14 protein-coding genes are annotated in these 12470 nt (G+C 72.4%); 4 read left to right on the forward strand and 10 right to left on the reverse strand.

Annotated features, from left to right (window positions below; all coding sequences use genetic code 11):
• Positions 1–277: 277 nt before the first annotated feature.
• The 3 genes from HCC30_RS05005 to HCC30_RS05015 all read right to left on the reverse strand — a co-directional run bounded on the left by HCC30_RS05005 (position 278) and on the right by HCC30_RS05015 (position 4107).
• Complete coding sequence (locus HCC30_RS05005; protein ID WP_346776498.1) at positions 278–961, reverse strand: transglycosylase SLT domain-containing protein; 684 nt, start codon at positions 959–961, stop codon at positions 278–280.
• Positions 962–1609: 648 nt separating this feature from the next.
• A complete protein-coding gene (locus tag HCC30_RS05010; RefSeq protein ID WP_169440764.1) occupies positions 1610–2932 on the reverse strand; it encodes a PhoH family protein in 1323 nt (440 codons plus the stop codon).
• 413 nt (positions 2933–3345) lie between these two features.
• Positions 3346–4107 (reverse strand): isoprenyl transferase, encoded by a 762-nt coding sequence (locus HCC30_RS05015; RefSeq protein WP_169440765.1) that lies wholly within the window; start codon positions 4105–4107, stop codon positions 3346–3348.
• Between the two features lie 157 nt (positions 4108–4264).
• On the opposite strand from HCC30_RS05015, the gene mgrA reads away from it, so the two are divergent.
• A complete protein-coding gene (mgrA, locus tag HCC30_RS05020) occupies positions 4265–5311 on the forward strand; it encodes an L-glyceraldehyde 3-phosphate reductase (RefSeq protein ID WP_169440766.1) in 1047 nt (348 codons plus the stop codon).
• A gap of 162 nt (positions 5312–5473) precedes the next feature.
• Here the strand turns inward: mgrA and HCC30_RS05025 are convergent, their stop codons facing one another.
• Positions 5474–6241, reverse strand: coding sequence for an A24 family peptidase (locus HCC30_RS05025; RefSeq protein ID WP_346776499.1), 768 nt, complete (start codon positions 6239–6241; stop codon positions 5474–5476).
• A 180-nt stretch (positions 6242–6421) separates the two neighbouring features.
• Here HCC30_RS05025 and HCC30_RS05030 point away from each other — a divergent pair, with 180 nt between their 5' ends.
• A complete protein-coding gene (locus HCC30_RS05030) occupies positions 6422–7327 on the forward strand; it encodes a hypothetical protein (RefSeq protein ID WP_169440768.1) in 906 nt (301 codons plus the stop codon).
• A gap of 190 nt (positions 7328–7517) precedes the next feature.
• The gene (locus tag HCC30_RS05035; protein ID WP_169440769.1) at positions 7518–7742 is read left to right on the forward strand and encodes a hypothetical protein; all 225 of its coding nucleotides are present in this window, start codon (positions 7518–7520) and stop codon (positions 7740–7742) included.
• 93 nt (positions 7743–7835) lie between these two features.
• Here the strand turns inward: HCC30_RS05035 and HCC30_RS05040 are convergent, their stop codons facing one another.
• Positions 7836–8405, reverse strand: a complete 570-nt coding sequence (locus HCC30_RS05040; RefSeq protein ID WP_169440771.1) for a hypothetical protein — start codon at positions 8403–8405, stop codon at positions 7836–7838.
• A gap of 103 nt (positions 8406–8508) precedes the next feature.
• Here HCC30_RS05040 and HCC30_RS05045 point away from each other — a divergent pair, with 103 nt between their 5' ends.
• Complete coding sequence (locus HCC30_RS05045) at positions 8509–8685, forward strand: hypothetical protein (protein ID WP_169440773.1); 177 nt, start codon at positions 8509–8511, stop codon at positions 8683–8685.
• A 61-nt stretch (positions 8686–8746) separates the two neighbouring features.
• Here HCC30_RS05045 and HCC30_RS05050 read toward each other — a convergent pair whose 3' ends face one another.
• The 5 genes from HCC30_RS05050 to HCC30_RS05070 all read right to left on the reverse strand — a co-directional run bounded on the left by HCC30_RS05050 (position 8747) and on the right by HCC30_RS05070 (position 12460).
• Complete coding sequence (locus tag HCC30_RS05050; protein ID WP_169440775.1) at positions 8747–9475, reverse strand: OmpA family protein; 729 nt, start codon at positions 9473–9475, stop codon at positions 8747–8749.
• A 7-nt stretch (positions 9476–9482) separates the two neighbouring features.
• Complete coding sequence (locus HCC30_RS05055) at positions 9483–10061, reverse strand: hypothetical protein (RefSeq protein ID WP_169440777.1); 579 nt, start codon at positions 10059–10061, stop codon at positions 9483–9485.
• Positions 10062–10093: 32 nt separating this feature from the next.
• A complete protein-coding gene (locus HCC30_RS05060) occupies positions 10094–10621 on the reverse strand; it encodes a hypothetical protein (protein WP_169440779.1) in 528 nt (175 codons plus the stop codon).
• 56 nt (positions 10622–10677) lie between these two features.
• A complete protein-coding gene (locus HCC30_RS05065; protein ID WP_169440781.1) occupies positions 10678–10890 on the reverse strand; it encodes a hypothetical protein in 213 nt (70 codons plus the stop codon).
• Positions 10891–11560: 670 nt separating this feature from the next.
• A complete protein-coding gene (locus HCC30_RS05070) occupies positions 11561–12460 on the reverse strand; it encodes a DUF5936 domain-containing protein (RefSeq protein ID WP_169440783.1) in 900 nt (299 codons plus the stop codon).
• Positions 12461–12470: the final 10 nt, after the last annotated feature.

The following is a 12470-nucleotide window of genomic DNA, read 5'->3' on the forward strand; positions in this document are numbered from 1 at the left end:
TTACCGGCGCCGGAGGTTGCCTGATCGCCGAATGCGCGACGCACGCCGCACCCGCGGGGCCCTCCGCCCGGCCCCGGCCCGCTTCCGGCGGCCCCGGACGCGGACAGCACGGTGCCCCCGCCCGGGGGAACCGGGCGGGGGCACCGCTGAAGCTGTGTCCGCTTTCCGTCGTGCGGCCGTGGGCCACCGGACGGACGGCGGCTATGAAACTGTGTGGCTGTGGTGCCGCGGCCGGAGGCGCCTGGCGGGCGCCCCGGTTCCGTCACCGCTCACCGGCTCAGTACCAGTTGTTGGCCTGCCAGAAGTCCCAGGCACCGCAGGGGCTGCCGTACCGGTCGTTCATGTAGTTCAGGCCCCACTTGATCTGGGTGGCCGGGTTGGTCTTCCAGTCCGCGCCCGCCGAGGCCATCTTGGTGCCGGGCAGTGCCTGTACGAGACCGTACGCACCCGAGGACGGGTTGCTCGCCTGGTAGTTCCAGCCCGACTCGCGCTCGACGATCTCGGAGAAGCACTGGAACTGTCCACCGCCCACGATCTGCTGGGCCATGGCCTTGACGTCGGAAACGCTGTAGGAGCTCTGCTGGACGAGGTCGCCGAGCGCACCGCGCTCCTCGGAGCGGCTGGCTGCGGCCTCGGCCTCCTCCCGCTCCTTGGCCGCCTTTTCGGCTGCCGCCTGCTCGGCGGCCTCCTTCTTGGCGGCCGCGTCCTCGGCGGCTTGCTTGCGGGCTGCTTCCTCCGCGGACTTGCGCGCTTCCGCGTCGGCAGCGGTGGACGCCGTGTCCGCCTGCTGCGTCAGGGATGCGGTCTGCACCTCGGTCTGCTGACCGGCTGGTATGTCTGCGAGGAGCGTCGCGTCAGCCGCAGTTGCCTCGACGTCGGTAGACGTCGCCTGCCCCTGCTGGCTGCCTGAGGCAACACCGACGACGGCGCCGACGGTGGTGACCGCAGTGGCGGACGCCACGGCGAATCCCCGGACCGAAATCCGAGTCACACGGTTTCCTTCCAACGTGCCCGCTTGGGTGACCACGCGGGCGCAATCGTGCCCCTGGCGCTGGCCTCCTCGGAACTTCGGTCACCGGAGGCGCGGGCCCGGTACGGGTGCCACCTCCGGGAAACCCGGGGGGCGACGACCCGCGTGGTGCTTCGGGCGGCATACGACGTGACTGCTGTTCAGTTCTGTACTGCTGTGCTGTGTCGCACCGTTGGTGGTGCTGTTGTGCCGTATGCGGGGCCTGACAGAGCCACACCCTGCCGGACGCTCGGGCGTGGTGGCAATTCCATCATGGGTGGGAAAGCTCACAGGGGGTTTGCCCCCCGGAATTCCGGAAAGACGCGCGCCGAGCGCCGGGTGTCGCTAGGCTGCTGGACCTTCTCCGCGGGCCTCCTGACGGGGTGTCACTCCACCGCACCGTCGCCGCAGGTCAAGGCCGTTGCCACGATACATCACCCCGGTGCGCCCCATCGGCGCGAAGGGGCGCGCACGTTGCCGGGCGGGGCGCACGGGAGCACGTCGAGGTCCGTGGAATCGCGACGCGGCCCCGACACGCGAGGTGCCGGTCGCCCGGATGAGCGACCGGCACCGAATGATTGAGCGTTTCGCCGATAGCGGTCAGATCCTGCCGTCCTCCAGCATTTCGGTCACCAGGGCCGCGATCGGGGACCGTTCGGACCGCGTAAGCGTGATGTGCGAGAAGAGCGGGTGCCCCTTCAGCTTCTCGACGACCGCCACCACACCGTCGTACCGGCCGACCCGCAGGTTGTCCCGTTGTGCCACGTCATGGGTGAGAACGACCCGTGAACCGGAGCCGATTCGGGAGAGCACCGTCAGCAGCACGTTCCGCTCCAGGGACTGTGCCTCGTCGACGATGACGAACGCGTCGTGCAGCGAGCGGCCGCGGATGTGCGTGAGCGGCAGGACCTCCAGCATCCCGCGCGCGACGACCTCTTCGATGATCTCCCGTCCGGCGACGGCCCCGAGGGTGTCGAAGACCGCCTGGGCCCAGGGGTTCATCTTCTCGGCCTCGGTGCCCGGCAGGTAGCCCAGTTCCTGGCCGCCGACCGCGTACAGCGGACGGAAGACCATCACCTTGCTGTGCTGCCTGCGCTCCAGCACCGCCTCAAGGCCCGCGCAGAGCGCGAGCGCGCTCTTGCCCGTGCCGGCCCGGCCGCCCATGGAGAGGATGCCGACGTCCGGGTCGAGCAGCAGGTCGAGCGCGATGCGCTGTTCGGCGCTGCGCCCCTTGATGCCGAACGCCTCGCGGTCACCCCGTACGAGCTTCACGCGCCGGTCGGGGGTGACGCGGCCGAGGGCCTTGCCCTTCTCGGACTGGAGCACCAGACCGGTGTGGACGGGCAGTTCGGCCGCCTCGGGGACGAAGAGGCTCTCGGCGGCGAAGAGTTCGTCGATGTCCTCGCCCGGGAGGGTGAGTTCGGACATCCCGGTGCATCCGGACTCGGTGACGGCCAGCTCGGCCCGGTACTCCTCGGCGAGCAGGCCGACCGACGACGCCTTGATGCGCAGCGGCAGGTCCTTGGAGACGACCGTGACGTCGTACCCCTCCGCCTGGAGGTTTCTGGCGACGGCGAGGATCCGCGAGTCGTTGTCCCCGAGCCGGAAGCCCGCGGGGAGAACGGTGGTGTCGGAGTGGTTGAGCTCGACCCGGAGGGTCCCGCCCAACTCCCCGATGGGGATCGCCGCGTCGAGCCTGCCGTACCGGACCCGGTACTCGTCCAGCCTGCGGAGGGCCTGCCTGGCGAAGTAACCGAGTTCGGGATGGTGACGTTTGGCCTCCAGCTCGGTCACGACGACGACGGGCAGCACGACCTCGTGCTCGTCGAAACGGTCCATTGCCGTCGGGTCGGCGAGCAGCACGCTGGTGTCGATGACATACGTGCGCCGGTCGGACTCGGTGCGCTTCTTGCTGATCACCACGGGTGGACGTACCCCCTCGGATGAGGTCGGGGAGCGACGGCGTCGCGGGGGAAGAGCCGGTGTGGGTACCCGCGCAGCGCGGACCGGTCACCGGCCCTGCGTGTCACCCGCGTCGTCCGCACATGTGCTGCGGCGTCCGTGGTCTGCAATCGGGCCTCCCGGCGGTCGAGACCCGTGGCGGGCCTCGATCTGGGGAGGGTATTCCCCCGCAAGTACCCGACCATGCAACGGCATATGACGCGGAACCATCCGGCGTGCGAACGCCGGCGACGGGGCGCGTACCGGCGCGCGGTACCGCCTTCCTGCGCCATCTCCCCGCACCGGCCCGCCTGTTCGTACGCCCCGCGCACGCCAGTTCGCCCGCGCCGGCGGGGCGCTTCGAAGCGCCTCGGGGGGGGTGGGGCCCGGGGTGGTCAGCCGCCGTAGCGGCGGTGGCGGTAGGCGTAGTCGCGGAGGGCGCGGAGGAAGTCGACCTTCCGGAACGCGGGCCAGAAGACCTCGCAGAAGTAGTACTCCGAGTGCGCGCTCTGCCACAGCATGAAGCCGGAGAGCCGCTGTTCACCGCTGGTGCGGATGACGAGGTCCGGGTCGGGCTGGCCGCGGGTGTAGAGGTGCTCCGAGATGTCCTCCACCGAGAGGTTCTCGGCCAGCTCGTCGAGCGAGGCGCCGGAGAGGGCGCGGTCGGCGAGCAGCGAGCGCACCGCGTCGGCGATCTCCTGGCGGCCGCCGTAGCCGACGGCGACGTTGACGGTTATCCCGTCGATGTTGCCCGCCTTCTCCTCGGCCTCCTTGAGCACCTTGCGGGTGCGGTCGGGGAGCAGGTCGAGCTGGCCGACGTGGTGCACGCGCCAGCGGCCGTCGGCCGCCAGGTCGCGGACGGTGTCCTCGATGATGCCGAGCAGCGGGAGGAGTTCCTTGTCCGGGCGCGTGAGGTTGTCCGTGGAGAGCATCCAGAGCGTGACGACCTCGACGTCGGTCTCGTCACACCAGCCCAGCAGTTCGTTGATCTTGCTGGCGCCGGCCTTGTGCCCCTCTTCCGGACTGCCGCCCGCGGCGCGTGCCCAGCGGCGGTTCCCGTCGAGGATGACACCGATGTGCTTGGGCACCTGCGAGTGGTCGAGACGGTCCTCCACCCGGCGCGCATAGAGCTTGTACACCAGGTCGCGAAGCTTCATCGGTAAGGCCAGCCCCTTCATGCCGAGTCCGGAATCCCAGCACCTTACTGCCGGGCGACCCGTGGAACGAAGCCGGGCCGTGGCCGGTGACCCGGGCCACGGCGGAGGGACCGCACGGAAAAGAGCGCGGATGGGGCCGCTTGATAAGAAAGGGGACATGGATCGCGACGTTCCCCCTTACCTGGCAGCTCAGACGCGGTACGACGCCATGGAGTACCGCCGTACCGGCCGCTCCGGGCTCAAGCTTCCCGCCATCTCGCTCGGCCTGTGGCACAACTTCGGCGACGACCGCGCGCTCGGCACCCAGCGCGCCATTCTGCGCCGCGCCTTCGACCTCGGCGTCACCCACTTCGACCTGGCCAACAACTACGGTCCGCCGCCCGGCTCGGCCGAGCTGAACTTCGGCAAGATCCTCGGCCAGGACTTCCGTTCGTACCGTGACGAACTCGTCATCTCCACCAAGGCCGGGTACCTGATGCACCCCGGCCCGTACGGCGAGTGGGGCTCCCGCAAGTACCTGATGTCCTCGCTCGACGCCTCGCTGAAGCGGATGGGCATCGACTACGTCGACATCTTCTACTCGCACCGCTTCGACCCCGACACCCCGCTCGAGGAGACGATGGGCGCCCTCGCCTCCGCGGTGCGGCAGGGCAAGGCGCTGTACGTCGGCGTCTCCTCGTACAACGCGCGGCGGACGCGGGAGGCGGCGGGGATCCTCCGGGAGATGGGCGTGCCCGCGCTCATCCACCAGCCGTCCTACTCGATGCTCAACCGCTGGACGGAGGAGGACGCCCTGCTGGACACGCTGGAGGAGCAGGGCATGGGCTGCATCTCCTTCGCGCCGCTCGCGCAGGGCCTGCTCACCGACAAGTACCTCGACGGCGTCCCCGAGGGCTCCCGTGCCGCGAAGGGCACCTCGCTCGACGCGGGGCTGCTGACCGACGAGGTGGTGCGGCGGCTGCGCGGCCTGAACGCCATCGCGGAGCGGCGCGGCCAGAGCCTCGCGCAGCTGGCGCTCAGCTGGGTGCTGCGGGACGAGCGGATGACCTCGGCGCTCATCGGCGCGAGCAGCGTGGCCCAGCTGGAGGCGAACGTGGCCGCGCTGGGGGCGCCGGAGCTGACGGACGAGGAGCTGCGCGAGATCGACTCGTTCGCGGTGTCCGAGCCCGGCACGAACATCTGGGCCCGCAGCAGCAACTCCTGACCCCGGCGCCCGGGCACAAAAAAGCGGGCCGGTCCGTGGGGGGATACGGACCGGCCCGAGGGGGGGTTTCCACCTTAGCCCCTTCACGGGAGTGCTTCGTGCATCAACTACTTTCCGGGCCGTGTCGCGTACGCCTCACCCGGCCACACGCGGCGACAGCGCTCACACGCTGAGTGCTCCGGCCAGCACCGCGAGGAAACCGCCGAGCAGCAGGAACGGGCCGAACGGCAGTTCCGTTCCCCGGCCCGCGACTCTTCGCAGACGGCCTCTGACCAGCATCGTCACGCCCCAGACGAAGGACAGTACGAAGCCGAGGAAGGCGCCGGCGAACAGCGCGTCCCAGCCGTACCACCCAAGAGCGACCCCGACGGCGGGCGCGAGCTTGACGTCTCCGAAGGCCATTCCGCGCGGGCTGATGAGGTGCAGGACACAGAAGACGGCGCCCAGCACCACCCCGCCCAGCAGCGCCCGCGGCCAGCTTCCGGCCGCCGCGGGCAGCAGCGCGGCCACACCGAGCAGCGTCGCGAGGGCGCCCGCCAGCGGCAGCGTCAGGACGTCCGGCAGGCGTCGCACCCAGCCGTCGACGGCCGCCAGCAGCAGGCCGACGGGCACCGCGAGCAGCCACGCCGCCAGTTCGGGCCGCCATCCCGTGGCCGCCGCGAGCCCCCCGCAGCAGGCCCCGGACACCAGCGGGAACAGCAGCTCGCCCCGCCCGAGCCCGTACGCGCGGGGGCGGGGGCAGCGGGGGCAGCGCGCCGGGCCGAGCCAGCCGCGGCCGGGCCCCGTCAGCGGATGGCCCTGCGGGCAGGCCGCACGCGCCGGCTCCCCCGGCGGCACCGCGAACCGGTAGAGGGGACGCGGGAGGAGCGCGCCGGCCGCGATCCCGTACGCGGCCGCCGCGCAGACGAGGAGCAGCGGCGCGAGCAACACGCGGGCGAGACTACGTGCCGGGTACGACAACGGGCAGGGCGTCAACGCGCCGTGCGGGAGGGGTGGTTGGGCGCGGGACGGTGATGTCGGGGCTTGTCGGGGTTTCGGGCTCTCGCTCTCGGACGGGTGGTGCGTCAGCATGGTGCCGCGTCGGACACTCAGCCGGTCGGGGGTGCAGCAGTGAGCAGAGGGAAGCACCGCAGGCGGGAGGCGGACGAAGGGGAACTCACCCTGGAGGAGGCCGTCGAGGCAGAGCTGCGGGGCGAGTTGGCCGACACCCCGGCCGACCGCGCACGGCGCGGACGCTGGTGGCTGATCATCGCGGCCGTGCTGTTCGCGACCGTCGTCCTCCCCCGGATCGTCGGCCCCGAGAGCCACTCGACGGCGGCCCCCGCCACACCACGCCCCTCCGCTTCCGAGGGCTCCCCGTCCCCCGGTACGCGTTCCGGCTCCCCGGCGCCGACCGCCGGTTCGGCCGCCCCGGAGCCCTCGGCGACCGGCCGCGGCCGGGCCGTACGGGCCGGGGACTGCCTGTCCGCGCACCACTCCGACGAGGGCACCGGCTGGAACACCCGGGCCCCGGCCGCCACCACCCGCGTGCCCTGCAACGCGGCCGACGCCCGGGTCCGCGTCACCGCCGTACGCGAGAAGCCCGGGGACTGCCCCACGGGGAGGGGCCGGGACGCCTGGCGGGCCGCCGGGACCTCCGGCGCCGCGCTGTGCCTGACGCGCCAATTCCGGCAGGACGACTGCCTGTTGGCCGCACCGGCGGGCGCGGAACGCGGGGAGGCCGAGGCGGACCGGGCGCGTCGGCCCGGTGCGGATTCCGGAACGGGTTCCGGAACAGGGCCGGATTCCGGCTCCGGTTCCGGGGGTGTGCGCGCCGATCTGATGTCGGCGCCCGACTGCGGGCTGCGGGCCCTCCCCCAGCCCTACGACCGCGTGCTGACCGTCACCGGCATCCACCAGGACGCACCCCGCACCCTGCCGTCCGGCTTCTGCGCGGACGGGCGGGACGGCGGCCGCGGACGGGCCTGGCGGGTCGGCGCGGGCGACACCGTCGTCTGCACCACCACCGCGCGCTGACCAGCGCCGTCGCGCCGGCCGTCGGCTCCGGGCGGCACGCGGATGGCCGACGCGCGGACACCGGTACGGCGGTTTCCGTTAGACCGCCGGGGTCACACGTCGGCCCAGCCTGATTCGGTGCCGCGCGGCAGGGGTCACGTATGGGAGGTACGAGTCATCGGCTCTCACCGACCTTCATGGAGGTATGACCATGCGCAGGAATGTCGCACGTGCCGCCGCCACTCTCGCCCTCGGCCTCGGCGCCCTCGCCCCGATGAGCGGCGTGGCCACGGCACACGACTACGACATCGACCGCGGCCACGGCTTCATCGGCTGCGCGGGCAGCGGCCACAACGTGGGCGGCCCGAACGGGATCAGCACCGGTGGCGCCGCCTGCGGCGCGGCCGGCGGCTTCTCCTCCGTGGAAACGGACTGACCGCACAGCCGACAGGTCCGCCCCGTCCCGCACGGGAGGAGTGAGGACCGCAACGGCCCGCACGGCGGGGGCCGGCCGTACCGGAAGGTACGGTCAGCCCCCGCCGTTCGTGTGCCGGGCCCCGGGTCTCACGGGGGTGCGGCGGCGGGCGGGGCGGGTCGCGGCGGCGACCGCGACCGCGCCGCAGGTCAGCAGGAACGGCAGCGCGTAGCCCTCGGCCAGCGCGAAGTACGGGATTCCGGCCGCCGCGGCGGGCACGCAGTACACGGCGGCGGCCACGGACAGCGCGAGCTGGACCCGCGGCGGGCCGTCCCGGTTGAGGCGTACGACGAGGGCCGCGAAGACCGCCGCCCAGAGCAGCAGCCGGGGCTCGTCCCACCAGCCGCCGTCGCGCAGCCACTCGGCGGCGCGGAACCACAGGTGCTCGGCGAGGGTGTCGTGCAGCCGCGCGAAGTCCTCCGCGTAGGACGGCGGACGGGCGGGTGGCGGTCCGCCCAGGTCACCCAGGTCGCCGCGGACGGCTTCGCTCGCCACGAGCAGGGCCGCTCCGAGGGCGTGCGGGACGCCGGTCGCCCAGCCGATGGCGCGTCGGCGGGCCGCCGGGGGCACCTCCGGTTCCGGTGTTCGCTCGTCCCGCGCGGGCACCTCCGCCCCCTTCGTCACACGGTTCACCGACGTACGTCGGGGGCTGTCTACCCCCGCGCGTCACGCCCGACTCCGGTTTATGCGGGGGCAGTTGTCGGTGGCAGGCCTTACTGTTGGTGGCATGCTCGTCACTCCACAGCACGCCGCCGAGGGCCCCTCCGCCGCCGAGGCCAACGACGCGATCCGCCGCTTCGTCGCGGGCCGCACCATGTGGACGCAGGCCGACCTCGCCGAACTCGACCGGCTGCGCGCCGCATGGCAGCGCGCGGTCCGTTCCGAGATAGTCAGCGCCGCCTGAGAACCGGTTCCCGCCCCGCCACGCCGGACGGTGGCGGGGCCCCACCGCGCGCCGGACGCGGTCAGTTCTGGCGGGGGAAGGACACCTCGACCCGGCGGTTCTTCTCGCGGCCCTGCTCCGTCGCGTTGTCCGCCACCGGGTAATCCTCGCTGTAGCCGCGGACGTTGAAGCTGATGCCCGAGTCCAGGACCTTGGCGAGCTCCTCCTGGACGGCGGCCGCCCGGTTCCGGGACAGCTTCCGGCCGTGCTCGTAGCTGCCCAGGTCGTCGGTGAAGCCGAAGACGTTCAGCTCCTTGGCGCCCTGCGTGCCGACCTCCTCGGCGATCTCCCGGATGCGGCTGTGCGCGCTGTCGTTCAGCTTCGCGCTGTCCTTGGGGAAGAGGACCTCCGCCTGGAGCGTGAACTTCGTCTTCTGCGTGCTGTCCTCGCGGCGCTCCTCACCGGCCAGGTCCTCGGTGACGAACTTGATGTCGAGCACCTTCGACGGCGCCAGCTTCGCCCCGTCGGCGAGCCGCAGCCCCGCCGCCTGCGTGTCGAGCTTCACCGGCGGCTTGGAGTCCCCGATGTTGTCCGGCGCCTCGCTGTACTTCGGCGCGGGCGCCCCGCCCTCCCCCGGCAGCGAGGGGCCGCCGGTGGGGATGGTGGTGGGGTCGTCGGAGCCGGGGAGCGGGGCGTCCGGCAGGGGTGTCGGGTCCGCCTGGGCGGTGGTCGCGACGGCGACGGTCAGGAGCAGCGCGCAGGCCGAGGTACAGGCCGCGAACCGCATCGCGTGCTGGCGAGGGCGTCTCATTCCCACCTCACTCTTCCGAGATCTTGAAGTTGGCCGGAGGCATGTCGCCGATCTGGAAGTCGACCTGGTTGCGGTCCTCTGGCGGTGCCGGGAACTGCGCGTACCAGGGCTTCTTGTCGCCCGGCTGGAATCCGGTGCTGAACTTCGTGCACAGGCAGCGGCCTTCGGTGTCGCGGAGGATGAAGTAGCGCTTCTTCCCCTCCTTGTCGACGAGCTTGGCCCCGGCCATGGAGCTGCTGTTCTTGGCCAGTTCGGACTCGTCGCCCTGCCAGCCCGGGGCGACCCAGGTGCTTCCCGAACCGTTGGTGACGGTTCCGGAGACGGTGACGAAACCGCCCTTCTCGCGCGTGGCGGAGTCCACGGTCAGCGTGATCCCGTCGCCGCCCTTGACCTCGGCCAGCGGGGTGCTGTCGTCCGGGCCGGCTCCGGCCTCGTCCTTGCCGTCCTGGCCCGCGGGATTCGGCGTCCTGCTCTGGCCGCCGCCGGAATCGTCACTGCTGCAGCCGGCCAGCGTGAGAACCAGACCGGCCGCGACCGCCACGGCGGTCGTCGCGCTGCGGGGCACCGTGCCGCGCCGAATCATCATGGATCGCTCGTCTTTCATCAGTCGTTGGCTCGTCATTCGACCAGGACCACGGAGAAGAGGTCGGACGGCTCCAGGTCGGTGTCCTCGTCGGGGTCGATGGTGAAGTCCTCGCCGTCGCAGGTGAGTTCGACGGCTCCGGCGTCCTCGTCGGCGGTGCAGCGCGGGGTGATGACGGCCGTCGCCGAGGCCCGGCCCTTCTTGTTCCCCGCCCCGGGCACGATCGTGTCGCCGGTGTCGAAGCGCGTCTCGATCTCGACGGTGTAGCCGTCGTCACCGGAGCGCGTGATCTGCTCGCAGCTGAGGACGTCGGAACGGTTCTTTCCGGCGAAGTACTCGGCCTCGCCGCAGCCGTCGCCGGTGATGTCGCCGATGCCGTCCAGCCAGTCCTGCCAGGAATCGTCCTCCTCGACCGCGTCCAGGAAGCCGTCGAAGAGCTCGTCCCGGTCGTCCTGGGCCGCCGCGAGCGCTGCCGCGTCCGCCGCCGACTGCCCGCCGTTGCGTACGGTTCCCGCCTGGGCGACGGTGAGGAACGCGAAGGCCAGGAAGAGGATTCCGGTCATCAGGGCCGTGCACAGCAGCAGCGTCTGGCCGCCGTCGCCGTGCAGGCGGCGACGGGTCAGCCGCCGATGATGTTGTTGACCGCGCCCTGGATCGCCGTGGCGATCGCGGTGTCGAGGTTCAGCGCCCGCACCGCCAGGATGATGGCCGCGACGATGATGATCAGGCCGACGTACTCGATCAGGCTGGCGCCGCGGTCGGCGTCGGGGCCGCGGGTGTGGCGGGTCGCCCGGTGGTACCAGGTGCGGACGTGGCGCACGGCCTTGGACATCGTGTTCTCCTCCGTTGGCGGGTGACTCCGCGTACTCCCGCGGGGCCCAACGGCGGGCCGGTGCGGGGCGCTTGGTGCTGGGGGGACGGCCGGGGCGGGGCGGCGGGGCGTCGGGGGTGTCACGCATGACGGGCCGCGCCTTCCGCGGGGAACGCCGCGACCGTGGTGATCGCTGTCAGACACACGGTGGCGTCCCTCCCGCTCCTGTTCCTCGTCCCGCGCGTACGGCCTGGCCGGTACGTGCCGCTGCCCCGGCCCGTACCGCCGCCCCCGCCCGTGCGGCGCGCGCGGGTCCGCGGCCCGGGTGGCGGTGCTGTTGCCGCCCCGGGAGGTGCGTCGGGGCGTGCGGCGGTGGCGGACCGCGCCCATGGCCCGCCGGTGCCGTATGGACGCCGACTGTGCCACACGGCGGGGGTCCGGCGAGGGCGAGTACGGAAAGTCCCGCCGGTGCAAGGGGGTTGACAGCCGTCCGCGCGCACAGGCGCCACCGGCACGGCGGGTGCCGGTGCTGCGGGTCGCGCGGTGGGCACGGCGGGTCTCCTCGGGCCGGCGGGTGACGGCGGGGACGGGCGGGACGGGCGGGGCCGGGGCCCGGTGCCGCTCCCCCGGCCGGTGTTCGCGGGCCCTCCCGGGACATCCCCCGGGTGCGGGCCGGTAATCCCTCGCACCGTCAACCGCCCAGTACCGAGCCGAAGTCGGTGTCGGAGCCGAGGACGAAGGTCGCGACGATGAGGATCAGCGCGCCCGGCAGCAGGAAGACGATGGTGGCCATGGTCGCCTTGGGGACGGTCTTGGCGGCCTGGCGGCGGGCGTTCTGCGCGTCGGTGCGGCGCATGTCGGTGGCGATCTGGACGAGTGTGTCGGCGATCGGCGCGCCGAGTTCCTCGCCCTGCTGGAGCGCGCTGACGAACTGGTCGACCTGCTCGCTCCGGTTCCGTTTGCGCAGCTCGTCGAAGGCTTCGCGGCGGCTGACGCCCATGTCCATCTGGCGCAGGGTGATGCGCAGTTCGTCCGCCCAGGGGCCCTCGTACCGCTCGGCGACGCGTTCCAGCGCCTGGCGGAAGCCGAGTCCGGCGGAGACGACGACGGCGAGGACGTCGAGGAAGTCGGGGAGGGTGCGCTCGATGACGCGTTTGCGTTCCCGTACCGCCTGGCGGATGGCGAGGTCGGCGGCGCAGGCACCGAAGGCGAGCACGAGAGCGGTGAACAGCCAGCTGTCGGTGGCGATCCCGACGAGTGCCATGAGCAGCCCGAACAGTCCGTACACGGCGCGGCGGGCCGCGTACCGCTCCAGGGTGAGGCCGCCGGGGTTGCCGGCCCGGTCGATGGCGCGGCGTTTGCGTGCGGAACCGGTGGGGCCCATCAGGCGCAGGACGAGCGGCGCGAAGCGCATACCGAGCCGGTCGACGGCGGCCTCGGGGCGGGTGGTGCGGGTCGCGCCGACCTCCAGGGCGACGGCGAGGTCCTCGGGCAGCCGGGTCTCGGCGCGGTACATGCGGAGCCCGGTGAGGGCGCCGAGCACGGCGAGCGCGGCCAGCGCGGCGAGCAGCAGGGGCATCCAGGACGACATCAACTCCGCC

The sequence above is a fragment of the Streptomyces sp. HNM0574 genome, assembly GCF_012726235.1.
GTDB lineage: Bacteria > Actinomycetota > Actinomycetes > Streptomycetales > Streptomycetaceae > Streptomyces.